Source organism: Rhodococcus sp. MSC1_016, from assembly GCF_023667485.2.
Taxonomy (GTDB): Bacteria; Actinomycetota; Actinomycetes; order Mycobacteriales; family Mycobacteriaceae; genus Rhodococcus_F; species Rhodococcus_F oxybenzonivorans.
Genome location: NZ_JAMOZI020000001.1, coordinates 2720816 through 2744171 on the forward strand (window position 1 = coordinate 2720816; position 23356 = coordinate 2744171).

26 protein-coding genes and 2 pseudogenes are annotated in these 23356 nt (G+C 67.8%); 5 read left to right on the forward strand and 23 right to left on the reverse strand.

Annotated elements, in window-relative coordinates; translation table 11 throughout:
- Positions 1 to 30: 30 nt before the first annotated feature.
- The gene (locus L1080_RS12520) at positions 31 to 741 is read right to left on the reverse strand and encodes a TIGR02234 family membrane protein (protein ID WP_250774322.1); all 711 of its coding nucleotides are present in this window, start codon (positions 739 to 741) and stop codon (positions 31 to 33) included.
- On the reverse strand, positions 738 to 2324 hold the full coding sequence (locus tag L1080_RS12525) for an anthranilate synthase component I (RefSeq protein WP_250774320.1): 1587 nt from the start codon (positions 2322 to 2324) through the stop codon (positions 738 to 740). The genes L1080_RS12520 and L1080_RS12525 overlap by 4 nt, the downstream gene beginning before the upstream one ends.
- A gap of 59 nt (positions 2325 to 2383) precedes the next feature.
- On the opposite strand from L1080_RS12525, the gene L1080_RS12530 reads away from it, so the two are divergent.
- Positions 2384 to 2848, forward strand: a complete 465-nt coding sequence (locus tag L1080_RS12530) for a peroxiredoxin (protein ID WP_159921830.1) — start codon at positions 2384 to 2386, stop codon at positions 2846 to 2848.
- Here L1080_RS12530 and L1080_RS12535 read toward each other — a convergent pair.
- Positions 2836 to 3615, reverse strand: a complete 780-nt coding sequence (locus L1080_RS12535; RefSeq protein WP_250774318.1) for a dioxygenase family protein — start codon at positions 3613 to 3615, stop codon at positions 2836 to 2838. The genes L1080_RS12530 and L1080_RS12535 overlap by 13 nt on opposite strands.
- 171 nt (positions 3616 to 3786) lie before the next feature.
- Here L1080_RS12535 and L1080_RS12540 point away from each other — a divergent pair, with 171 nt between their 5' ends.
- Positions 3787 to 4296, forward strand: coding sequence for a MarR family winged helix-turn-helix transcriptional regulator (locus L1080_RS12540; protein ID WP_159921828.1), 510 nt, complete (start codon positions 3787 to 3789; stop codon positions 4294 to 4296).
- Between the two features lie 99 nt (positions 4297 to 4395).
- On the opposite strand, the pseudogene L1080_RS12545 reads toward L1080_RS12540, so the two are convergent.
- From L1080_RS12545 to L1080_RS12605, 13 genes and pseudogenes are all read right to left on the reverse strand, one after another.
- A pseudogene (locus tag L1080_RS12545) lies at positions 4396 to 4584 on the reverse strand (tautomerase family protein); the annotation flags it as partial.
- Positions 4585 to 4604: 20 nt separating this feature from the next.
- A complete protein-coding gene (gene hisI / locus L1080_RS12550) occupies positions 4605 to 4949 on the reverse strand; it encodes a phosphoribosyl-AMP cyclohydrolase (RefSeq protein ID WP_250774311.1) in 345 nt (114 codons plus the stop codon).
- Positions 4946 to 5719: an imidazole glycerol phosphate synthase subunit HisF gene (gene hisF, locus L1080_RS12555; RefSeq protein WP_159921822.1), complete on the reverse strand. Its 774-nt coding sequence runs from the start codon at positions 5717 to 5719 to the stop codon at positions 4946 to 4948. The genes hisI and hisF overlap by 4 nt, the downstream gene beginning before the upstream one ends.
- Positions 5719 to 6549 carry an inositol monophosphatase family protein gene (locus L1080_RS12560; protein ID WP_250774309.1) on the reverse strand — a complete coding sequence of 277 codons (831 nt, stop codon included), beginning with the start codon at positions 6547 to 6549 and terminating at the stop codon, positions 5719 to 5721. Before L1080_RS12560 ends, hisF begins: the two co-directional genes overlap by 1 nt.
- Positions 6550 to 6556: 7 nt before the next feature.
- Positions 6557 to 7291, reverse strand: a complete 735-nt coding sequence (gene priA / locus L1080_RS12565; RefSeq protein ID WP_109335048.1) for a bifunctional 1-(5-phosphoribosyl)-5-((5-phosphoribosylamino)methylideneamino)imidazole-4-carboxamide isomerase/phosphoribosylanthranilate isomerase PriA — start codon at positions 7289 to 7291, stop codon at positions 6557 to 6559.
- Positions 7292 to 7310: 19 nt separating this feature from the next.
- Positions 7311 to 7571, reverse strand: coding sequence for a hypothetical protein (locus tag L1080_RS12570; RefSeq protein ID WP_250774307.1), 261 nt, complete (start codon positions 7569 to 7571; stop codon positions 7311 to 7313).
- Positions 7568 to 8203 (reverse strand): imidazole glycerol phosphate synthase subunit HisH, encoded by a 636-nt coding sequence (gene hisH / locus L1080_RS12575; protein WP_159921816.1) that lies wholly within the window; start codon positions 8201 to 8203, stop codon positions 7568 to 7570. Before hisH ends, L1080_RS12570 begins: the two co-directional genes overlap by 4 nt.
- Before the next feature lie 38 nt (positions 8204 to 8241).
- On the reverse strand, positions 8242 to 9357 hold the full coding sequence (locus L1080_RS12580) for an MFS transporter (RefSeq protein WP_250774395.1): 1116 nt from the start codon (positions 9355 to 9357) through the stop codon (positions 8242 to 8244).
- 65 nt (positions 9358 to 9422) lie between these two features.
- Positions 9423 to 9575, reverse strand: coding sequence for a hypothetical protein (locus L1080_RS12585; protein WP_201453564.1), 153 nt, complete (start codon positions 9573 to 9575; stop codon positions 9423 to 9425).
- A gap of 13 nt (positions 9576 to 9588) precedes the next feature.
- A complete protein-coding gene (gene hisB / locus L1080_RS12590; protein ID WP_109329368.1) occupies positions 9589 to 10203 on the reverse strand; it encodes an imidazoleglycerol-phosphate dehydratase HisB in 615 nt (204 codons plus the stop codon).
- Positions 10200 to 11342: a histidinol-phosphate transaminase gene (locus L1080_RS12595; RefSeq protein ID WP_213572370.1), complete on the reverse strand. Its 1143-nt coding sequence runs from the start codon at positions 11340 to 11342 to the stop codon at positions 10200 to 10202. The genes hisB and L1080_RS12595 overlap by 4 nt, the downstream gene beginning before the upstream one ends.
- Positions 11339 to 12661 (reverse strand): histidinol dehydrogenase, encoded by a 1323-nt coding sequence (gene hisD, locus L1080_RS12600; protein WP_250774304.1) that lies wholly within the window; start codon positions 12659 to 12661, stop codon positions 11339 to 11341. Before hisD ends, L1080_RS12595 begins: the two co-directional genes overlap by 4 nt.
- A gap of 558 nt (positions 12662 to 13219) precedes the next feature.
- A complete protein-coding gene (locus tag L1080_RS12605) occupies positions 13220 to 15163 on the reverse strand; it encodes an acyl-CoA dehydrogenase family protein (protein WP_109329362.1) in 1944 nt (647 codons plus the stop codon).
- Between the two features lie 88 nt (positions 15164 to 15251).
- Here L1080_RS12605 and L1080_RS12610 point away from each other — a divergent pair, with 88 nt between their 5' ends.
- Entirely contained in the window at positions 15252 to 16529 is a 1278-nt protein-coding gene (locus L1080_RS12610) for a glycoside hydrolase family 1 protein (RefSeq protein WP_250774303.1), read from the forward strand.
- A gap of 49 nt (positions 16530 to 16578) precedes the next feature.
- Here the strand turns inward: L1080_RS12610 and nadC are convergent, their stop codons facing one another.
- Genes nadC through nadA form a run of 3 tightly spaced genes read right to left on the reverse strand, consistent with a single transcriptional unit; the run spans position 16579 to position 20050 of the window.
- Positions 16579 to 17448 (reverse strand): carboxylating nicotinate-nucleotide diphosphorylase, encoded by an 870-nt coding sequence (gene nadC / locus L1080_RS12615; RefSeq protein WP_250774302.1) that lies wholly within the window; start codon positions 17446 to 17448, stop codon positions 16579 to 16581.
- Entirely contained in the window at positions 17448 to 19016 is a 1569-nt protein-coding gene (locus tag L1080_RS12620) for an L-aspartate oxidase (protein ID WP_250774301.1), read from the reverse strand. Before L1080_RS12620 ends, nadC begins: the two co-directional genes overlap by 1 nt.
- A complete protein-coding gene (nadA, locus tag L1080_RS12625; RefSeq protein WP_250774299.1) occupies positions 19013 to 20050 on the reverse strand; it encodes a quinolinate synthase NadA in 1038 nt (345 codons plus the stop codon). The genes L1080_RS12620 and nadA overlap by 4 nt, the downstream gene beginning before the upstream one ends.
- A 76-nt stretch (positions 20051 to 20126) precedes the next feature.
- Between nadA and L1080_RS12630 the strand changes: the two genes are divergently transcribed.
- Positions 20127 to 20861 carry an NUDIX hydrolase gene (locus L1080_RS12630; RefSeq protein ID WP_250774297.1) on the forward strand — a complete coding sequence of 245 codons (735 nt, stop codon included), beginning with the start codon at positions 20127 to 20129 and terminating at the stop codon, positions 20859 to 20861.
- A 19-nt stretch (positions 20862 to 20880) separates the two neighbouring features.
- Here L1080_RS12630 and L1080_RS12635 read toward each other — a convergent pair whose 3' ends face one another.
- On the reverse strand, positions 20881 to 21009 hold the full coding sequence (locus L1080_RS12635; protein WP_284708478.1) for a hypothetical protein: 129 nt from the start codon (positions 21007 to 21009) through the stop codon (positions 20881 to 20883).
- Here L1080_RS12635 and L1080_RS12640 point away from each other — a divergent pair.
- Positions 21003 to 21419: pseudogene (locus tag L1080_RS12640) on the forward strand (SDR family NAD(P)-dependent oxidoreductase); the annotation flags it as partial. The gene L1080_RS12635 and the pseudogene L1080_RS12640 sit on opposite strands and share 7 nt — an antisense overlap.
- Here L1080_RS12640 and L1080_RS12645 read toward each other — a convergent pair.
- From L1080_RS12645 to bioB, 3 genes are read right to left on the reverse strand one after another with little or no spacing between them, the layout of a single operon-like run.
- Positions 21409 to 21966, reverse strand: a complete 558-nt coding sequence (locus L1080_RS12645; protein WP_250774295.1) for a DUF2567 domain-containing protein — start codon at positions 21964 to 21966, stop codon at positions 21409 to 21411. The pseudogene L1080_RS12640 and the gene L1080_RS12645 sit on opposite strands and share 11 nt — an antisense overlap.
- A 10-nt stretch (positions 21967 to 21976) precedes the next feature.
- Positions 21977 to 22234, reverse strand: a complete 258-nt coding sequence (gene bsaP / locus L1080_RS12650) for a biotin synthase auxiliary protein BsaP (protein WP_159921797.1) — start codon at positions 22232 to 22234, stop codon at positions 21977 to 21979.
- Positions 22234 to 23247 carry a biotin synthase BioB gene (gene bioB / locus L1080_RS12655; RefSeq protein WP_250774293.1) on the reverse strand — a complete coding sequence of 338 codons (1014 nt, stop codon included), beginning with the start codon at positions 23245 to 23247 and terminating at the stop codon, positions 22234 to 22236. The genes bsaP and bioB overlap by 1 nt, the downstream gene beginning before the upstream one ends.
- Positions 23248 to 23356 lie beyond the last annotated feature (109 nt).

The window sequence follows — 23356 nt, forward strand, 5'->3', positions numbered from 1 at the left end:
AAGCAAGCGTAGATGGCACTCTGATTCTGTTTACGATCGGGTACCCGGCTCGTTGGTGTCGCCGTCCAGCCGGTCGACATCATCGGCTTTCTTGTCTGCGCGGGAGCCGTCGACCGTCGGATCTTCGCCCGCGTCGAGCGCGTCCCACAGCATGCGTTGTGTGAGGGGCTCGTCGGCGGAATCAGCGCTGGTCTTCTTGGCCGCCGCGCGCCGGACGGCCGGGCTGTCGTACTTCGAGGAGAGCCCGGCGCGTACCCGTGGACGGCGGGCCAGTTCGACGGCGGCGGCGAGGGCGGCGACAGCGCCGGCGAGAGCCAGCACCGCGGGCCCCTGATTCACCGTCACGGAATCGATCACCGCACGGCCCGGCAATTCCGCCAGCCGTCCCGCCTGCTCGTCCGTTGCGCCGGAAACGAGCACAGTTGCCGCCGGGACGGCCGCTACGACGGCCACGGCGGCGACGAGTACGCCGAGAATGCGGAGCGCCCAGCCCTTGACGGCAAAGGATGCTGCGATGGCGGCAACAAGGGTCAGGGCCAGCGGCGTGAGCGCCGCCGCCCAGGTGCCCCCGTCGAGCGCCGTGGTGCGCTGCTCACCGAGTCCGTCGGAGGAGGTGACCTCCACCCACGTCATCCGAGATGCTCCCCACAAGCACACCGCCGCGACGGCGAGAAGGAGCACTGCGAGGATCGACCGGCGGCGTCCTGGAGCCTCGGTTCCCGCTCCGGTCCCTTCGGTCACTGCGCGCCGCCTCCCAGGGTCTTCATCGTGTGCGCCGCGGCGATGGCGCTGAGCACGGCCATGGCCTTGTTCCGCGCCTCGGTGTCCTCGTATTCGGGATTCGAATCGGCCACCACACCGGCACCGGCCTGGACGTACCCGATGCCGTCCTTGATCAACGCCGTCCGGATGGAGATCGCGGTGTCTGCGTCGCCGGCGAAGTCGAGGTATCCGACGATGCCGCCGTAGATCCCGCGCCTCGTCGGTTCGAGTTCCTCGATCAACTGCATGGCCCGGACCTTCGGCGCGCCAGACAGCGTGCCGGCCGGGAAGCAGGCGGTGACGGCGTCGAGTGCCTGTTTGCCGGCCGTGAGGTGGCCCGTCACCGTGGAGACGAGGTGCATCACGTGGCTGTACCGCTCGATGTGCCGATAGTCGTGCACTTTCACCGTGCCGGGTTCGCACACGCGGCCGAGGTCGTTGCGGCCGAGATCGACGAGCATGAGGTGCTCGGCGTTCTCCTTCTCGTCGGCGAGGAGATCCTTCTCCAGGAGGATGTCGTCCTCCTCGGTGGCACCGCGCCACCGGGTGCCGGCGATCGGGTGGGTGGTGGCGACACCCTCCTTGACCGTCACCAGTGCTTCCGGGCTGGAGCCGACGATCGAGAACGCGGTCTCGCCGTCACCACCGGGAACGTTGAGAAGGTACATGTACGGGCTGGGATTCGAGGCGCGCAGCATGCGGTACACATCGATAGGTGCAGCAGCACAATCGATTTCGAAACGCTGCGACAGCACGACCTGGAACGCCTCGCCCGCCTCGATCTCCCCCACCAGGCGCTGTACGTCCGCACCGAATCCCTCGGTGGTGCGCTGCCGGCGGTAGTCGGGTGCGGGTGTGGCGAACGTGGACACCGTGGACGGCGCGGGCGCCGACAGCGAGGCCGTCATCCGGTCGAGGCGCTCGACGGCATTGTCGTACGCCTCGTCGACCCGCTCGTCCGTGCCGTCCCAGTTCACCGCATTGGCAATGAGGGTGATGGCCCCCTCGTGGTGATCGACGGCCGCCAGATCCGTGGCGAGCAGCATGACCATTTCCGGGATCTGCAGGTCGTCCACGGCGTGTTCACCGATGCGTTCGATGCGCCGCACGGCGTCGTAGCCGAGGAAGCCCACCATGCCGCCGGTCAGCGGCGGCAGGTCGGGCAACCGTTCGCTCCGCAGGAGCTCGAGGGTCTGACCGAGCGCCGCGATGGGATCCCCACCCGACGGCGCTCCCGCCGGAACGTTTCCGTACCAGGCCGCCTCCCCGTCGACGACGGTCAACGCGGCGGGACTTCCTGCGCCGATGAACGACCATCGTGACCACGACCGACCGTTCTCCGCCGATTCCAGCAGGAACGTGCCGGGCCTGTTTCCCGCCAGCTTCGTGTACGCCGACAGCGGAGTTTCGGCGTCCGCCAGCACCTTACGAGTCACCGGGACGACCCGATGCTCGGCGGCGAGAGCGTGGAACTGCTCGCGCGTGGTGGTCGAGTCGGATCCGCCATCCGGCAGGGCGGCGGCGGATTTGGGCGCGGACATCGTGGTGGGCTCACCGTGCATGCCGACCATCATCCCAGGCGCGTTCGGCGCGTCTGCGTGCGCGGGTAGCCTCGGCTGTCATGAAGCCAGGTCAGCTCGCACCGGAATTCACCCTGCCCGACCAGGACGGCAGCAAACGTTCGCTGTCGAGCCTTCTGGAGGACGGTCCGCTGGTGCTGTTTTTCTATCCGGCGGCGTCCACCCCGGTCTGCACTGCCGAGGCATGCCATTTTCGCGACCTCGCCGACGAGTTCGCAGCCGTCGGGGCTTCCCGCGCCGGGATCAGCACCGATGCGGTGCCCAAGCAGGCGTCGTTCGCGCAGGCGCAGTCGTTCGACTACCCACTTCTGTCGGACCGCGACGGCGCGGTCGCCGAGAAGTTCGGTGTCCGGCGTGGACTGCTCGGCAAACTCGCACCCGTCAAACGGTCGACGTTCGTCATCGACACCGACCGCACGGTGCTCGAGGTGATCTCGAGCGAGTTTCGCGCGAATGCCCACGGCGATCAGGCGCTGACCTTCCTCCGTGCCCGTCAGGCCACCTGAAAAGACCGCTTCGCCAAGCCCATCCAGAACCCGTCGATCACTTGGCGGGGAATCTGCTCGGGGTCGATGGAGGCGCCGAGCGTCACGAACAGCGGAGCGAAATGCTCGATCGTCGGATGCGCATAGGGCATTCCCGGGGCGAGTGAGCGGAAGCCGATGAGCGAGTCGACATCGCCTGCGGCCAGGCGCTCGTTCGCCCACGCGTCGAACTCCGCCGACCATCCCGGGGCCTTCGCCTCCGGCGAGGGGTCGCGCAGGAACGGCAGCCCGTGGGTGGTGAACCCGGAGCCGACGATCAGGACTCCCTGCTCCCGCAGTGGGCGCAGCCGCTCACCGAGGTGCAGCAGCCGTTCGGGGTCGAGCGTCGGCAAGGAGATCTGCAGGACGGGGATGTCCGCGTCCGGATACATCACCGTGAGCGGCACGTAGGCGCCGTGATCGAGGCCCCGATCCGGTTGATGCGCCACCGTCTCGTTGTCGGGCATGAGTGCCGCGACCAGCGCGGCCAAATCCGGAGCACCCGGTGAGGCGTACGTGGCCCGGTAGAAACGTTCGGGAAAACCACCGAAGTCGTAGACGAGGGGGGTCCCGGTGGTGGTCGAGCCGATGGTGAGCGGCGCGGACTCCCAGTGCGCCGAGACCATGAGGATGGCATTCGGCCGCGGCAGGTCGCCGGCCCACTTCGCCAGTTGCGACACCCACAGTTCGCTGTCGACCAACGGCGGCGCTCCGTGGCTCAGGAACAGCGCGGGCATGACGTTCGTCATCGTGACTCCTCGAGGTCCGACTCGCAAGGCCCTAAGTTGAACCTTCAAGCTAGTATAGGAGTCAACACGCGGATGCGACAACTATTCCCGGGTACCGTTCCGCAGGCGGCGTGCTGCCTATGGTGAAGAGGTCGCACAGCGGTTCGGCGCACGAAATGGAGGACACCACTCATGGGTGGGTACGACGAGGACAGCTCGACGCAGACGGAGACACGCTGGCTCGACGCCGATCAGCAGCAGGCGTGGCTCACCCTCATCGCACTCGTCACCCGCCTGCCCGCGGCCCTCGACGCCCAGCTGCAGCGCGACTCGGCGCTCACCCATTTCGAGTACTTCGTCCTCGCCTCCCTGTCCGGCGAAGACAACCGTCGACTTCAGCTCTCCTTGCTCGCGCAGCGGGCCAACGCGTCACTGTCGCGGCTGTCCCACGTCATCACCAAGATGGAAAAAGCCGGCTGGGTACGGCGAGAGAGCATCCGGGGAAGCCGTGGTTCCGACGCCGTCCTCACCGACGCAGGGATGGCCAAAGTAGTGGAGGCAGCACCACCCCACGTCGAATCCGTCCGCGCACTCGTCTTCGACGGCCTCTCCACGGACCAAGTACGTCAGCTCTCCGAACTCGGCAGCGCCATGCTCACCCAACTCGACAAGGGCATCGCCGCCGGCACCGGAAGAGCGTGACGCGCCGAAACAGCCACCTCACCCCAGCGGCGACCCGACCGCACCTCACCCCAGCGGCGACCCGACCGCACCTCACCCCAGCGGCGACCCGACCGCACCTCACCCCAGCGGCGACCCGCCGACACCCCAGTTCTCGGCCGGCACGTCCGCAATCGTCACCCAGACCTTCGCCGGGTCCTTACCCGTCGCCTCGGCGTACGCCTTGGTGACCGCCTCGATGGTGGCGCGCTTCTGCTCGGCGGTGAGCCCGGTTGTCTGACTGATCTGAATCAATGGCATGCGGGCATTCTGCCCGAGCGCCCGGAACTCTACTGCGGGGCGAGTAGAACGTCGGCGTCGAAGCACGTGTGCGTGCCCGTATGACATGCAGCGCCTTCCTGATCCACGATCAGGAGCACCGTGTCGCCGTCGCAGTCGAGCCGCACCTCGTGGACGTACTGCGTGTGCCCGGACGTCTCCCCCTTCACCCAGTACTGCCGGCGGGAACGGGAGTAGTAGGTGCCCTTGCGGGTGTCGAGGGTGCGGGCGAGTGCTTCGTCGTCCATCCACGCCACCATCAGGACGTCGCCCGTCGACCGTTCCTGCGCGACGGCGCTGAACAGGCCTGCGTCGTTGCGCTTGAGCCGCGAGGCGATAGCGGGGTCGAGACTCATCGGACGGTGATCCCTTCTTCGCGCATGGACTTCTTCACTTCGGCGATAGTCATGTCGCCGAAGTGGAAGACACTTGCGGCCAGTACCGCGTCGGCGCCCGCGTCGACGGCGGGTGCGAAATGCTCCACAGCACCCGCTCCCCCGCTCGCGATCACCGGCACATGCACGGCCGCCCGCACGGCGCGGATCATCGGGAGGTCGAAGCCCGCTTTCGTCCCGTCGGCGTCCATCGAGTTGAGCAGAATTTCGCCGACACCCAGTTCGGCGCCGCGCACTGCCCACTCGACCGCGTCGATCCCGGTTCCGCGCTTGCCGCCATGGGTGGTCACTTCCCATCCGGACGCGGTGTCCGGCTGACCCTGCGGGACCGTGCGCGCATCCACCGACAGCACGATGCACTGGGATCCGAAACGCTCGCTCAGTTCACGAAGCAGTTCTGGCCGGGCGATGGCCGCGGTGTTGACGCTGACCTTGTCGGCACCGGCACGCAGCAACCGATCGACGTCCTCGACGGTACGGACGCCGCCGCCGACGGTGAGTGGAATGAAGACCTGTTCCGCCGTCCGGCTCACGACATCGAGCATGGTGCCACGGGCCGCGGTCGAGGCTGTGACATCGAGGAAAGTCAGCTCGTCCGCACCCTGTGCGTCGTAGGCGGCCGCCAACTCCACCGGATCACCTGCATCACGCAGATTCTCGAAGTTGACGCCCTTGACGACGCGTCCTGCATCGACGTCGAGGCAAGGGATAACCCGCACTGCCAGAGTCATTACGAAAGCCCTTCCGAGAGCTCGGCGCGGGGGTCACCCAGCGATCCGAGAATGTCGAGAATCTCACCGTGCACTCCGGGGGCACCGGCCAGCACAGAACCCGAAGCGATCGTCCACGGCTGACCGGCGAGATCCGTGACCACGCCACCCGCCGCCCGCACCAGAGCCACACCGGCGGCGTTGTCCCACGCATTGTGGCCGAACACCACCGTGCCACCGAGTATTCCCGCCGCGGTGAAGGCGAGGTCGACGCCGGTCGAGCCGTGGATCCGGATCCGCGACGACACCCGGCTGAGCTGAGCGAGAACCTGCAGCCGATAAGGCCCGGGGATGCGTCCGCGGCTGTCGATGTTCAGTGCGCCCATTCCCACGATCGACGACGCCAGCGACGTCTCGGTGAGACGCGGCAGCGGCAGACCGCCCTCGAGGAGCGGCCCATCCGCCACGGCCGCGTACCGTCGCCCGACGAGCGGCAGCCACGTGAGACCGAGGACCGGGACACCGTCGTCGAGCAGGGCGAGAAGTGTGCCCGCCGTCGGCAATCCTGCCGAGTAGTTGAAGGTGCCGTCGATGGGATCGAGAACCCACACCAGTCCCGCGTCGAGATCGGGGCCACCGAATTCCTCGCCGTGAACCGCGATGCCGGTCCGATCCTGAAGTTCTCCGGTCAGCCGTTTCTCGAGTTCGAGGTCGAGAGCAGTCGCGAAGTCGTCGGGTCCTTTGTGCACGGCACTCGGCGACCCCACCCCGGCAACGAACCGGTCGTGGACGCCGTCGAGCAGCTCACCGGCAACGGCGAGCAGTTCCTGAGGATCGCGGTCCGCGCTCATGACCGGATCAGCCCGAGACCGCGGCGAGCGCCTCGGGGAGCGTGAAACGTCCCGCGTAGAGCGCCTTGCCGACGATGGCGCCCTCGACGCCCTGATCGACGAGTCCGGCGATCGCCGTCAGATCGTCGATGGTGGACACACCACCCGACGCCACGACGGGCGCGTCGGTGGCCGCGCACACCTGCGCGAGGAGTTCGAGATTCGGGCCGGTCAGTGTGCCGTCCTTGCTCACATCGGTGACGACGTAGCGCGAGCAACCGTCCCGGTCGAGGCGCGCGAGGGTCTCCCACAGGTTTCCGCCCTCGGTGACCCAGCCGCGGCCACGGAGCTGATACTCACCGTCGATCAGCCGGACATCGAGGCCGACGGCGATCTTGTCGCCGTACTTCGCGATCGCGCGGGCGCACCAGTCGGGATTCTCGATGGCGGCGGTACCGAGATTCACGCGGCCGCACCCGGTGGCCAGAGCGGCCTCGAGCGACTCGTCGTCACGGATCCCCCCGGACAGTTCGACCTGGATGTCGAGCTCACCCACCACGTCGGCGAGGAGTTCCCGATTCGAACCGCGACCGAATGCGGCGTCGAGGTCGACGATGTGCACCCACTCGGCACCGTCGTTCTGCCACGCAAGGGCGGCATCACGAGGCGAGCCGTACCCGGTCTCGCTCCCTGCCTCCCCCTGGACGAGGCGAACAGCTTCACCGTTGACGACATCTACAGCAGGCAAAAGGACCAGGCTCACGTGCGACAACCCTAGTCGCTCAGCGCCCGGAACCCGGCTCGGGGTCCTGCGGATCGCCACCGTAGGCGTTGCGGGTCATGCGCTTCGACACGTACCCCATGGACGCGATCGCCCCCGCGACTCCCAGAAGTCCGACGACCAGGCCCACGACCGGCCCCGGCTTCACGACGAGGATGACGGTGGTGGCGATCACCAGCACCACGGTGGCCGCACCCAGTGCGCACACCGCGAGCCGGCCGATCGACAGGTCACCGCTCCCCTCACCGGGTGATGGCGTCACAAGCTGCGCACCCAGTTCCGGAGCAACTCCGCTCCTGCGTCACCGGATTTTTCCGGGTGGAACTGGGTGGCGGACAATGCACCGTTCTCGACGGCCGCGAGGAACTTCCCACCGTGATCCGCCCACGTCAGCGCGGGCGGTGCCAGCCGCTCGGGTGTGGGCATCTCCCACTTCTGCACCGCGTAGGAGTGCACGAAGTAGAACCGGGTGTCAGGATCGATTCCCTTGAACAAGGTGCTGTCGTCGGGCGCCTCGACCGTGTTCCATCCCATGTGCGGCAGGACAGCGGCCTGAAGGCGTTCGACCGTGCCCGGCCATTCACCGCAGCCCTCCGCCTCCACACCGAATTCGACTCCGCGTTCGAACATGATCTGCATGCCCACACAGATGCCGAGAACGGGCCTGCCACCGGCGAGGCGCTGGCCGATGAGTCGCTCGCCGCGCACCGCGCGGAGCCCGTCCATGCAGGCGGCGAAAGCGCCGACCCCGGGAACCACCAGGCCGTCCGCCGCGAGAGCCACCTTGTGGTCTGCCGTCACCTCGACCTGTGCACCGGTGCGAGCCAGCGCGCGGGTGGCCGAATGCAGATTGCCGGAGCCGTAATCGAGGACTGCAATGGTGGGGACGGTCATGAATCGATTCTATCCGGGCCGTGTCCGGCCTCCTGATTCTATCCGGGCCGTGTCCGGCCACCCAGGGCGCGGCCGACCAGCATTCCCGTCGCCGGGACGACGGCCACCGCCATCGCCGCCACCACAAAGACCCACGAATACCCCGCCACCGAAGCGACGGCCCCCAGGGTGAGGGACCCGAATCCTGTGCCGGCGTCGAATCCGATGTTCCATCCGGCGCTCGCGGCACCGAATCGGGCGGGCCCGGCTGCGGTGAAGATCATGACCAGCGATTCGTTCTGAACGGCGCCGAATCCGAACCCGAACATCACTGCTGCACAGACCAGGACGATCCCGTCCCCGTTCCGTGCCGCCGCGACCGCGAACAGCGCCAGACCGCCGCAAGTGAACGCAAGCGCGGGCATCAACGCCCGGCCGACTCCGACCCGGTCGGAGAACGACCCCGCCGCGTAACGTCCGCACACTGCGGCGCCGCTGACCACCGCGAGGACCCCGCCGGCGAGGGACGCCCGCTCGGCAATCGCGATCGGCAGGAGACTCGACACACCGCCGAACGCTGCAGCCGCCGTGGCAATGGACAGCCACGGCACGAGCAGGACCGACAGCGGAAGACGCCCGCGTGCGGTACCGGCCGGGCGTGGATGCAGGTGCGGCAGCCGAGTGACGGCGCCCACCGCCAGCAAGGGAATCAGCGCACCGAGTACGAAAACCGGCGTGGCGGACCAGTGCTGCATGATCGCCAGCCCCGCGGGCAGGCCCACCATCTGCGCGGCAGCCACCGCGATCCCCTGCGCGCCTGTGGCCCGGCCGAGCATCTCCCGCGGAACCAGTTCGGCGACGAGAGCGCTGCCCGCCACCGTGAGCATCCCGAAACCCGCACCCCGCACCGCGGACACGGCGAGAACCGGAATCGGCTCGGTGGACAGCAGGAACAGTAAGGACGGCGGCCCCAGGAGGAGGCATCCGGCCGCGAGCACCCATCGGTAGCCCCACTTGCGCAAGAGCCGGGGCACGCCGAATTGCGTCAGCACCGTGGCGGCCATGAAAACGGCAGTCACACCACCGGCGAGGGTGTCCGACCCTCCCGACAGAGACACGATCAGCGGCACCACAGGGAGGAGTACCGCCCACCCACCGAACGCCGCCGCACCCATCACCAGCGCGGCGAGCAGACCAGGAGTGCGTAGCAACCGGGGTCCGGTCACGGAGGCGACAGGCACTACAGCAGCCTGACGACGCCCGCCACTGCCGCCAGCACAGCCAGTGCCAGCAGCACACCCGAGGCCAGCTTGTTGAACTTCCACATCGAGTACGCGCCGCCTGCCGCTATTCCGGCGGCGATGAACAGCACGTACACCAGGACGACGCTCACGAAGGCGAGCCGATCACAGGCTGCCCTTGGTTGACGGCACCCCGGACACCCGGGGATCGGGTTCGACGGCCTCCCGCAGGGCGCGGGCGACGGCCTTGAACTCGGCCTCGGTGATGTGATGCTGGTCGCGGCCGTAGAGCACCCGCACGTGCAGGGCGATCCGGGCGTTGAGTGCGATCGACTCGAACACGTGCCGATTGATCACGGTCGCGTAGGGAACTCCGGGATAACCGCCGATGACGGCATGCAGCAGGTGTTCCGGTTCGCCGGTGTGGACGCAGTACGGCCGCCCCGACACGTCGACCGACGCGTGGGCGAGCGTCTCGTCCATGGGAATGAACGCGTCACCGAACCGCCGGATGCCCTTCTTGTCGCCGAGCGCCTGACCCAGGGCCTGGCCGAGCACGATCGACGTGTCCTCCACCGTGTGGTGCGCCTCGATCTCGACGTCACCTTGCGCCTGAACACTGAGGTCGAAACTCGCGTGGGAGCCGAGCGCGGTCAGCATGTGATCGAAGAACGGGACACCCGTCGAGATGTCGACGATGCCGGTACCGTCGAGGTTCAGTTCGACGGTGATGCTGGATTCCTTGGTGGTGCGCTCCACCTTGGCGATGCGGTCGGTCATCCTCGGTCTCCTGAGGTCGTGAGTTCGGTGGCGGCGATCGCGTCGCTCGCCACGATGAAGGCGTCGTTCTCGGAGGCCAGTCCGACGGTGGCACGGAGGTATCCGGGGATCCCGACGTCCCGGATGAGCACTCCGCGGTCGAGGTAGGCCTGCCAGGCGTGGGCGCTGTCGGTGAACTCACCGAACAGGATGAAGTTGGCGTCGCTGGGGATGACACGGAACCCCGTGTCCTCCAATGCCTTCGACACCCGCACCCGCTCCGTGGCGAGCGCGTGCACACTGCCGAGTGTCTCGTTCGCGTGCCGCAGCGCCGCGCGGGCGGCGGCCTGCGTGACCACCGACAGGTGATACGGCAACCGGACCAGGAGCAGCGCCTCGATGAATGCCGGTGCGGCGGCGAGGTATCCGAGCCGGCCGCCGGCGAACGCGAACGCCTTGCTCATCGTCCGCGACACGACGATCTTCGACGGGTACTCGTCGATCAATGTCAGGGCGCTGGGGGCGTCGGAAAATTCGGCGTATGCCTCGTCGACGATCACGACGCCCGGCGCGGCGTCGAGGACCCGGCGCAGTTCCGCGATGCCGACGCTGTGCCCCGTGGGGTTGTTGGGGCTGGTGACGAACACGACGTCGGGACGGCGTGCCCGTATCGCCTCCACCGCAGCGTCGACGTCGAGGGCGAAATCGGCGCGGCGGAAGATCGGCAACCAGTCCGTCTGCGTTCCGTCCGCGATGATCGGGTGCATCGAGTACGACGGCACGAATCCCATCGCGCTACGCCCAGGACCTCCGAAGGCCTGCAGTAGCTGCTGCAGGATCTCGTTCGAGCCGTTGGCGGCCCAGACGTTGTCGACCGTGACCGGCACACCCGTCTGGCCGGCGAGGTAGGCGGCGAGATCGGTGCGCAGCGCCACCGCGTCGCGGTCCGGGTAACGGTGTAGTTCCCGCGCCGCCTCCCGCACGGATTCCGCGACGTCGTCGACGAGCGCCTGCGTGGGCGGGTGCGGGTTCTCGTTGGTGTTCAGCTGCACCGGCACGGCGAGCTGCGGCGCGCCGTACGCCGACTTGCCGCGCAGACTCTCCCGGATCGGCAGCGCGTCCACGCCGATGGACGAACCCGGCACGTTCGCCGCGGTCACTTCAAGGCCTCGAAACGCAGCCGGACAGCCTCACCGTGTGCGGGCAGGTCCTCGGCGTTGGCGAGGGTGATGACGTGGCCGGAGACCTCCTTCAGCGCGGATTCCGAGTAGTCGACCACATGTATGCCCCGCAGGAACGTCTGCACGCTCAGGCCCGAGGAGTGCCGGGCGCAGCCCGCGGTGGGCAGGACGTGGTTGGATCCGGCGCAGTAGTCGCCAAGGCTGACCGGCGCCCACGGCCCGACGAACACCGCACCCGCACTGGTCACCTTCGCGGCGACGGCGGTGGCGTTCTCGGTCTGGATCTCGAGGTGCTCGGCGGCGTAGGCGTTGACCACCCGCAGTCCGGCCTCGATATCGGAGACCAGGACGGTGCCCGACTGCGTGCCGGACAGCGCGGCAGTGACGCGCTCCTTGTGCTTGGTGATCTCCAGTTGCGCGGCCAGCGCTGTGTCGACGGCGTCGGCGAGTTCGGTGCTGGTGGTGACGAGCACGCTCGCCGCCATCACGTCGTGCTCGGCCTGGCTGATCATGTCTGCCGCGACGTGCACCGGGTCTGCGGTGTGGTCGGCGAGGATCGCGATCTCGGTGGGTCCGGCCTCGGCGTCGATGCCGACGAGGCCGCGGCACAGGCGCTTGGCCGCCGTGACGTAGATGTTGCCGGGACCGGTGATCAGGTCGACGGGGGCGAGTTCGGCGCCGTTCGTGTCGGTGCCGCCGTAGGTGAGCAGGGCGACAGCCTGCCCGCCGCCGACGGCCCAGACCTCGTCGACGCCCAGCAACGCCGCCGCCGCGAGGATGGTCGGGTGCGGGAGCCCGCCGAACTCCGCCTGGGGCGGCGAGGCCACCACGAGAGAGCGCACACCGGCGGCCTGCGCCGGCACGACGTTCATGACGACACTGGACGGGTAGACGGCGTTGCCGCCGGGCACGTAGAGGCCGACCCGGTCGACGGGCACCCACCGCTCGGTGACGGTGCCGCCGGGGACTACCTGAGTAGTGGTGTCCTTGCGGCGCTGGTCGGCGTGCACCTTGCGGGTGCGTTCGATCGCGACTTCGAGAGCGGCGCGGACTGCGGGATCGAGTTCGGCGAGCGCACGGTCGAGTTCTGCCTGCGGGACACGTATCTGCGCAGGCCGGACGCCGTCGAACTGCTCGCTGAAGTCGAGGGCGGCAGCGGCGCCACGCTCGCGCACGGCGTCGACCACGGGGCGAACCTGATGCAGCACCGCGTCCACATCCACTCCACCTCGAGGAAGTGCGGCACGAAGTTCGGCCGTGGAAGGGGTACGACCACGAAGGTCGGTGCGGGCGAGCATGAGAGGTCCTCTCTGCGACTGGCGGGACACGGTGTCACTGACACGCAGGTCACGGATGAGCCGGCAGGTCACTGACGAGCTGGCTGTCCTATGGAGAACAGGGCTCTGCACCGATTATCCAGGATAGGCGTACCGCGTTTTCACCGGTCGGTGGCTGCCGTGGCGGGCCGGGCTTGCAGATCCCGCTCGTCCGGTCGATGGAGATCGCGCGCAGAGAATTTCTCGGGCCGGCAGCACACCGAACTTCGAATCGGCGGGCCTGCCGCGCGACTTCGTCATGTGTGCCCCACGGCGAGTCGTATCCCGGAATGCCCAGTCTCGACCCGACGGGATACGGCCCGCACCTCCACGTTAAACCACCCCCGGACGGACCTCAATGGCCCAGTTCGACGGCAGTTTCGTCCATAGGCGGAAGACACTGCCGACCGTGGGTCGCACGACGAGGCCGACCGTGAAGACGGCAAGAGTCGACCTCAGTTCCACCCGTTACGCGAGGTCGTGGCACCCCCCGGGTCGGAGTCGTGGCAGCCCGGGGGTCAGCGTCGTGGCATGCTCCGGTCAAAGGCGAGTGGATTCGACGAACCTCCTGGCGAGATTCTCTTCGGTGGACGCGCCGGGCGTCCATTCGGTGATCCACGGACCGGTGCCCTCGCTGGGGTCGACCACTCCCCGTTCGAGCCATGCATACCGTCCTTCGAGAAGGGAATGCGCGACCTGCCGATCGACGTCGTCGGTGTTGTGCCACAACCCGTCGAACAGTTTCTCCACACGGAGTGCGGCCTGCCGGCAGAACACGTCGGCGAGTTCGTAGGCCGCGGCTCCCTCGGCCTCGTTCTCCTCGCGCTGCATCTCCGCCTTGACACAGCTGGCGGACATCGCGAACAGTTCTGCGCCGATGTCCACCACCCGGCCGAGGAATCCCTGCTGCTTCTCGAGCGCCGCCTGCCATCGGGCCATGCCGTAGAACGTGGAGCGGGCCAGTTTGCGGGAATGCCGCTCGACGAAGCGCAGATGCTTGGCCAGAATGCCGAAGTCGCCGTATGCCATCGGCATTTGTCCCTTGCCGGCGACGAGCTGCGGCAACCACTTCGCGTAGAAGCCACTCGCCTTGGCCGCCGCCCGGGCCTTCGCGCCGGTGTCGGCGTGGGGGTCGGCGAGATCGCCTGCCGCCGTGAGATGGGCGTCGACGGCCTCGCGGGCGACGAGCAAACGCATGATCTCGCTCGAGCCCTCGAAGATCCTGTTTATGCGCAGATCTCGGTCGAGTTGCTCAGCGGGAACTGCTCGTTCTCCTCGGGCCGCCAGCGACGCCGCAGTCTCGTATCCCCGACCGCCGCGCACCTGAATGAGCTCGTCGGACAGAACGCAGGCCATCTCGGACGACCACAGCTTGGCGAGCGCCGCCTCGATCCGGATGTCGTTGCGGCCCTCGTCGTTCATCTGTGCCGACAGGTCCACCACGGCTTCGAGGGCGTAGGTGGTGGCGGCCATGAATGACAGCTTGTTGGCGACGGCCGCGTGCTCACCGACCGGCTTGCCCCACTGCACCCGGACACCGGACCATTCCCTGGCGATCTTCAACGACCATTTGCCGGCGCCGGCGCACATTGCGGGTATAGCGAGTCGGCCGGCGTTCAGTGTGGTGAGCGCGATCTTGAGTCCGTCGCCTTCCCGCCCGATGAGATTTTCTTTGGGAACGCGAACCTTGTACATGCGGGTCACGCCGTTCTCGATCCCGCGTAGCCCCATGAAGGCATTGCGCCGTTCCACGGTGATGCCCGGGGTGTCGGCCTCGACGACGAACGCCGAGATCCCGCCGCGGTGACCCTCACTCTTCGGAACCCGTGCCATGACGACGAGCAGTTCCGCGACGACGCCGTTGGTCGTCCACAACTTCACGCCGTCCAGTTCGTAGGCCGCCCCGCCTTCGATGGGAGTAGCCGACGACGCCAGCCTGGCCGGGTCGGAACCGACGTCCGGTTCGGTGAGGAGAAACGCGGAGATGGCACCTCGGGCACACCGCGGCAGGAACTCGGCTTTCTGCTCGGGTGTGCCGGCGAGCTTGAGCGGTTCCGGTACCCCGATCGACTGGTGCGCCGACAGGAGTGCGCCGAGGCTCGGGTGCACCGACGCGACCAGCATCAACGCCCGGTTGTACGCGACCTGGGAAAGCCCGAGTCCGCCGTACTCCTCGGAGATCTTCAGCCCGAAACATCCCAGGTCGGCGAGGCCACGAACGTACTCGTCCGGGATCCGCGACTGGGATTCGATGACACTGCCGTCCATCTCCTCGCAGTGGGCGCGGAGACGAGTCAGGAATTCGTCGGCTTTGGCAGCGTCCTCGGCCGCGGGCCGGGGAAATGGGTGAACCAGATCCAGCCGGAACCGTCCCAGAAACAGTTCCTTCGCGAATGAGGGTTTGTCCCAACCGGATTCCCTCGCCTCCTCCGCTACAGCTCGTGCTTCTTCCTCGGTGACCTTCGGAGCTGATGTATCGACCATGACGCGCCTCCTACTGGCGGGTAGTCCTACTGACGAGTATCCCCCAAATCGACGGAGTCGACACAGCATTTCGGTTACTCTTCGGCCGATGCGGACTCCGTCGACTCTCCTGGGCGCCGGCGCGCTTCTCCTGTGCTTCGTGACGCCCCCGGCCACATCGGGCGCCGAACCGCTACCGGACGAGTTCCTCTGGGGCGTCGCCACTTCCGGCTTCCAATCGGAGGGTTCGTCGCCCGACAGCAACTGGGCGCGCTACGCGGCGTCGGGCAGGACCGACGATGCAATCGGCGACTCGGTCGACTTCCGTCACCGCTACCGCGAGGACATCGCCCGCGCGGCAGATCTCGGTGTCGACGTGTTCCGCTTCGGCATCGAATGGGCGCGGGTACAGCCGTCGCCCGGCTCCTGGGACGACACCGAACTCCGGTACTACGACGACGTCGTCCGGGAGATCACCGGCCGAGGGATGACACCGATGATCACCCTCGACCACTGGGTGTATCCGGGCTGGGTCGCAGACAAGGGTGGGTGGACGAATCAGGCGACGGTCGACCACTGGCTCGCGTACGCCCGCAGGGTCGTTCCCCGCTACTCCGGGTCGGGCGCTCTCTGGATCACCATCAACGAACCGACCGTGTATCTGCAGAAGGAACTGACGTTCGGCGGCGTCACCGCCGCTCAGGGTCCCCGGATGCTCGACCGCCTGGTCGAGGTGCACCGGCGCGCGTACGACCTGATTCACGAGTACGACCCGGACGCCCGCGTGAGCAGCAATCTCTCCTACATCCCGGCCGCCACCGACGCCGTGGATGCAATGTTCGTGGACCGGGTTCGCGAGAAGCTCGACTTCCTCGGTGTCGACTACTACTACGGACTCGCTCTCGACAACGTCACCGCCGTCAACGCAATCACCGACGACTTCTACCGCATCGATCCGCAACCGGACGGCATCTACTCCGCGCTGATGCGCTACACCCGCAAGTTCCCCGGACTGCCGTTGTACGTCGTGGAGAACGGTATGCCGACCGACAACGGCCAACCGCGACCGGACGGGTACACCCGTTCGGATCACCTCCGCGACCACATCTACTGGATGGAACGCGCCCGGCAGGACGGAGCACCGGTCATCGGCTACAACTACTGGTCGATCACCGACAATTACGAGTGGGGAACGTACCGACCCCGGTTCGGTCTCTACACCGTCGACGCGCTCACCGATCCGACCCTCACCCGCCGCCCCACAGATGCGGTCGCGACCTACCGCGACATCATCGTGGCAGGGCTGCCGGACAGCTACGTCCCGGCACGGAAACCGGGATTCTGTTCACTGGTAGATCTGCCCACCAGCTGCATCGACCCGCCCTGACCCGTGAGTACTTCTTCACCGCCCGCGGTGAACAAGTACTCACGGGGCGTTACATGTCGAGCCCGAGATCCAGCACCGTCACGGAGTGGGTGAGAGCCCCGACCGCGAGATAGTCGACGCCCGTACCGGCGTAGTCCGCCGCTACGTCGAGCGTGAGACCTCCGGAGGACTCCAGCTTGGTGCCGGGCGCCTTCGCGTCGCGGCGCTGCACAGCGATCTGCGTCTGCCACAGCGGGAAGTTGTCCAGGAGGACGAGTTCGACATTCTCGGCCAGTACCTCGTCGAGCTGCTCGAGGCTGTCGACCTCGACCTCACACTCGATGTCCGGGGCCGCCGCACGCACCGCCCGCAGCGCCGCCACCACCGAACCTGCTGCGGCGACGTGGTTATCCTTGATCAGCGCCGCGTCCCCGAGCCCCATCCGGTGATTGACGCCACCACCGACGCGGACCGCGTATTTCTGCAGCGAACGCAACCCAGGCAGCGTCTTGCGGCTGTCCCTGATCCGCGCCCCGGTTCCCTCGACCGCGTCCACCCACGCCGCCGTCGCGGTCGCGATGCCCGAGAGGTGGCACACCAGATTCAGCATGGTCCGCTCGGCAGTGAGCAGCGCTCGCGTAGGGGCGGACACGCTCAGGACCGGTTGCCCGGGGCTCACACGGGTGCCGTCGGCAACGCGCTCGAGCACCTGGTAGCTACCCTCACCGATCACCTCGTCGAGCACCAGAAGGCCCACCTCGAGACCAGCCACGGTGCCGTGCGCGCGGGACACGACCGACGCCTTGGCCACCGCGTCCGCCGGAACCGTCGACGTCGACGTCACGTCCGGGCCGTACCGCAGGTCCTCGTCGAGCGCGAGTCGCACGAGTGCCCGCACTTCGTCCGCGTCGAGACCGTTTGGAAGGACATGGCCGGACATCACAGCACTCCTGTCAGTTGGGGTTCGAGCAGTTCGAGTTCGCCGTCCCGGGAGCGGATGTGCGTGCTCCGCCGCCACTGTTCGCTGGACTCCGGATAGTCGCTGCGGGTGTGGCAGCCCCGGCTCTCGGTTCGCGCACCTGCAGCGAGCACCAGGGCAGAGGCCGTAGTGGTCAGCGCGGCGTCCTCGAGTTCGGTCGGGCCGTCGGGAAGACTTCGGGGTGCGTCGGCGAGCGCAACCGCCGCCGAAGCGAGGCCCGCTCCGTCGCGGACCACAGAGGCGTGCGCGGTCATCACCTGCTGCACCAGTTCACGAGACGCGTACGACAGTCCCGGCCGGACCGTGTCCGTCACCTCCACGCGCAGACCGGCACGCTCGGCCGCCGCGACGCCGACACGTTCACCGACCACGAGACCCTCGAGCAGACTGTTCGACGCCAACCTGTTGGCTCCGTGCAGCCCGGTTCGCGCCACTTCACCGGCGGCGTAGAGGCCCGGCACCTCGGTACGTCCGGAGACGTCGGTGACCACGCCGCCGCACGAGTAGTGCGCGGCCGGTGCCACCGGAATCAGGTGCTCGCGGGGATCGATCCCCGCCTGCAGGCAAGACGCCGTCACCGTTGGGAAACGCTCGGCGAACCCCGGCAGGTGCCGGGCGTCGAGATAGACGTGGTCGTGCCCCAGTTCCCGCAGCCGGGAGGCGATCGCCCGGGAGACGACGTCTCGGGGAGCGAGATCACCGCGGGCATGGACGCCCTCGGTCACCGAATCGCCGTTCGCATCGACGAGCAGTGCCCCCTCCCCTCGAACGGCCTCACTGATGAGCGGACGCCGCCCGAGGCCGCCCGGAGTGAACAGGACGGTCGGGTGGAACTGCACGAATTCGAGGTCAGCCACCGCTGCGCCCGCATCCAACGCGAGTGCGATGCCGTCCGCGGTCGCGCCGGGCGGGTTGGTGCTGCACGCGTACAGCTGACCGAGTCCGCCCGTTGCCAGGACGACTGCGGGCGTGTGGATCACGCCGAGGCCATTCGGTGCATCGACGAGCAGACCCGTGACCCCGCGCACATCGGTGAGGACCCGCACCGCGGACGCGCCGAAGAGCACGGGCAGACCCGCGGCGCCCAGTGCCCGTTGCACCTCGGCCCCCGTGGCGTCGCCGCCGGCGTGGATGATCCTGCGGGTGCTGTGCCCACCCTCACGGGTGCGGGAGACGACGCCGTCGCGTCCACGATCGAACACCGCGCCCAGGTCGGTGAGGGCGGCGACCGCATCGCGACCACCGGCCACAATCGACCGCACGGCGTCTTCGTCACAGAGACCGACTCCGGCCTCGCAGGTGTCCGCCACATGTGAGGCCACCGAGTCGGTGAGCGCATCGCCCACCACCGCGATCCCACCCTGCGCATACTGCGTCGCCGTGTCCGTGGGACCGCCCTTGCTGACGGTGAGGACCCTCAGCCCCCGCAGGGAGGCGGTACGGGCGGCCGTCAGTCCGGCCACCCCACCGCCCACCACGACCAGGTCGGCATGCTCTTCCCAGGAGATCCCCCGGGCCGGGCTGCTCACTCGCCGCCGCCAGGGTTTCCGATCTCGATCATGCGCTGCACCGACTTACGGGCACGCTCGGCAGTCTCGAGATTGACGTGAACCTCGTCCTTGCCTTCGAGCAGGCACCGGAGGAGCGCCGCGGGAGTGATCATCTTCATGTACGGGCAGGAAGCGCGGTCGTTGACAGCCTGGAAGTCGACGTCCGGCGCCGCCTTGCGCAGCTGGTGCAGCATCCCGACCTCCGTCGCGACGAGAACCTGCTTGGCGCCGGTCGCTCGTGCGGCGTCGAGCATGCCACCCGTCGACAGGATCTTCACCTTGTCCTCGGGGACGAACCCTTCTCCCGCCAGGTACAGAGCTGAGGTGGCGCAGCCGCACTCCGGGTGGACGAACAGCTCGGCGCCGGGGTGCGCCTTCGCCTGGGCGGTGAGTTCGTCGCCGTTGATGCCGGCGTGGACGTGGCATTCGCCCGCCCAGATCTGCATGTTCTTGCGCCCGGTGACGCGCTTGACGTGTGCGCCGAGGAACTGGTCGGGCAGGAAGAGCACCTCACGGTCCGGGTCGATCGATGCCACCACGTCGACGGCGTTGGACGACGTGCAGCAGATGTCCGTCAGTCCCTTGACCTCGGCGGTGGTGTTGACGTACGAGACGACCACGGCGTCCGGGAATTCGGCCTTCCATTCCCGCAACTGTTCGGCGTTGATCGAGTCCGCAAGCGAGCACCCCGCGCGCTCGTCGGGGATCAGCACGGTCTTGTCCGGGCTGAGTATCTTCGCCGTCTCGGCCATGAAGTGCACACCGCAGAACACGATGGTGTCCTCGGGCGCCTCCGCCGCGATGCGCGAGAGCGCGAGGGAGTCACCCACGTGGTCGGCGACGTCCTGGATGGCGGGCAACTGGTAGTTGTGCGCCAGCAGGGTTGCCCCTCGCTCACGCGCCAGCCGTTTGATTTCGGCAGCCCACTCCTCGCTCGCCTCGACACCCCCGTAACCGCCGGGACCGTCCTGAATCTGCGGGTGCGTTCCCGCCCACAACGTGCTGGTCGTCATGGCTGCTCCTTCACCGTGGACTCGGGCGGGCTGGCCCGAATTCCTAAATCGAGGTTTTCGACTTAGGATCGAAAACATGCCCCATAGTAACACCAGGCACGAAGTGCTCACCGCGGTGTTCCAGGTTCGCCACTTCGCCGATCGCATCTGCACAGGTCAGCCCGGTGATGCGCGTCACGCGACGGGCGCGAGCGAGCTCGCCGTGTTGTTGTGGCAACGCGCCCTCGACCCCCAGGCGGGCGCCTGGTCGCTTCCGGGCGGCCTGCTGGGTGAAGACGAAGACCTCACCACGTCCGCCCGGCGGCAACTCGCCGAGAAGGTGGACGTGCGGGAGGTGTCACACCTCGAGCAGCTGTCGGTGTTCAGCGATCCACATCGCGTCCCCGGGCCGCGCACCATCGCCTCGACCTTCCTCGGGCTCGTTCCCCTCCCCGCCGATCCGACCCTCCCGCCGGACACTGCGTGGCATCCGGTCTCGGAGTTGCCCGAGATGGCGTTCGACCACGGCACCGTCGTGCAGCATGCGCGTACACGCCTGGCCGCCAAGCTCTCCTACACCAACATTGCGTTCGGCCTGGCGCCCGGCGAATTCTCCATGTCGACGCTGCGCGAAATCTACTGTGCGGCACTCGGTTACCAGGTGGACGCCACGAATCTGCAACGCGTCCTCGGGCGGCGCGGGGTCTTGACGCCCACCGGTAACACCGCGCCGTCGGGCCGCACCGGCGGACGCCCCGCCGCGCTCTACCGGTTCACCGACGCCACTTTGCGGGTCACCGACGAATTCGCGGCGCTTCGACCGCCGGCCTGACCCGCTTGCGATCAGGGACCTAGGACGTCACCGCGAGTCGGCGTCGGTCCTCGGTCCGAGCCCCCGCAGGAACGAGCGTGCTCTCGGCGCGCGCGAGCAGCACCTGGCGAAGACTCCCGTGGTGATAGGGCTGTTCGGCGACGGACATGCCGCAAGCTCGTGAACGTAGCGAGCACCGCCGCGTTCCAGCCGACTCCCGGCATGGCCGTGTACGGCGCGACCAAGGCGTTCGTTATGAGTTTCACGGAGGCATTGTGGGCAGAGGCCCGAGGCACGGGCCTCACCGTGCTCGCCGTCTGCCCGGGCCCCACCCGCACCGAATTCTTCGACGTCGTCGGTTCGGAGGACGCCGCCGTCGGCCGCATGCAGACCGCGGATCAGGTGGTAACGACAGCACTGCGCGCGCTGGATCGGCGCAGCACACCACCGAGCGTCGTATCCGGGCTGATGAACTGGGTGTCGTCGGTCAGCACCCGGTTCGCGACTCGCCGCATCGGCGCTCTCGCCAGTGGGCGTCTCCTCGGGGACGTCCGTATGCGAACCGCGGTCATGAAGTAAGTGTCGCGTCGCGCTCGTCCCATTCGTCGAGTTCGACCGGGGAATCGCTGATTCCGAGGTCGTCGAATGGGTTGAGCGCGGCGAGTACCAACGTGACGACGCAGGCAGCCAGCGGCTGGAACACCAGCACGAGCAGCGTCCCGATCCCCGGTGCCGTCGCGACGATCGTTCCGGGCGTCGACACGTCGTCGCCGGGGAACCGCAGTGCAGCGACGCCGAGTCCGGCGAGTGCCATGACACCCGCTCCGACGATGTTGCCGGCGAGGACAGCCGTGACAGCTACCGGACCACGACTCCGCCGCGCCGTCCAGGCCGCAACCGCGGCGAGGATTCCCACGACCAGCCCCGCGCACGCGAACATGCCGATCGCATCGAACCGGTGCACACTCTCACCCGTCAGCGTCACGCCGCGGTCGGGCGCAACGACCAACAGGTGTTCTGCCGGCGCGAGCACTCCCCATATCGCCCCCACGAGTGCACTTGCCACGACCGTTCCGCAGACGATTCCGGCGGCAGATCGAAGCCTGATGCGCGGGAAGTTGGTCACACCGACGACGCTACCGCCGGGCGAGCCCGATCGAGTCGAACACACCGTGGCGTGAGCATTTTGCCCACCAGCCGTCGGGACTGATCTGTACGACCATGCGCCGACCGCACGACTCGCAGAAGCGCGGCGGTTCGAGCCCGAGCTGGGCCGCGGTCGGGACACTGTCCTCGACTCCGGGAACGACTCGGCGGCCCGTGTACGGGTTGTACCGCTCCTCTGCAGCGCGCTCGTCAGCGACACTGCCCGGTGAAACGTCGGTGCCGGTCATCACAAGGTGTCGTTCAGTGCCTTGATCGGCATCTGCAGGTCGACGAGCAGGTCGAGGTCCTGTTCCGCGGGCCGTCCGAGCGTCGTCAGGTAGTTGCCGACGATCACGGCGTTGATTCCGCCGAGGATGCCCTGTTTTGCGCCGAGGTCGCCGAGGGTGATTTCACGACCACCGGCGAAGCGGAGGATGGTGCGCGGCAGCGCGAGCCGGAAGGCGGCCACCGACTTGAGCGCCTCGCTCGCGGGCAGCACGTCGAGGTCGCCGAACGGCGTGCCCGGACGGGGGTTGAGGAAGTTCAGGGGAACCTCGTCGGGTTCGAGTTCGGCCAGATTCGCGGCGAACTCCGCGCGCTGCTCGAGGCTCTCGCCCATCCCGAGGATGCCGCCGCAGCACACCTCCATGCCCGCCTCACGAACCATCCGCAGCGTGTTCCACCGCTCCTCCCATGAGTGGGTGGTCACCACATTCGGGAAGTGCGACTTCGCCGTCTCGAGATTGTGGTTGTACCGGTGCACACCCATGGCGGCCAGCTGGTCGACCTGCTCCTGGGTGAGCATGCCGAGCGAGCAGGCGATCTGGATATCGACCTCGTTGCGGATGGCCTCGATACCGGCCGCCACCTGGGCGAGCAGCCGTTCGTCGGGTCCGCGGACCGCAGCGACGATGCAGAACTCGGTGGCGCCGGACTTGGCGGTCTGCTTGGCAGCCTCCACGAGCGAGGGGATGTCGAGCCAGGCGGCTCGCACGGGCGACTGGAACAGGCCGGACTGCGAGCAGAAGTGGCAGTCCTCGGGGCAGCCGCCGGTCTTGAGGCTGATGATCCCCTCCACCTCGACCTCGGGACCGCACCATGTCATCCGCACGTCGTGCGCCAGCGCGAGCAGCTCCTCGAGCCGCTCGTCCGGCAGTTGCAGGACCTCGAGTACCTGGCTCTGCGTGAGCCCTTCCCCGCGCTCGAGAACCTGGTCACGCGCCAGGGCGAGAATGTCTGTCTGTACCGGGGCCGACGTCACACGAATCTCCTGAAGAGCGGGCCGATCACGCGTTGTGGATCGACATGAGCAAGAATTGAACACCGTACAAGTTGAACGGCGTTCAGGTTAGATCCGTGATGGAATACTG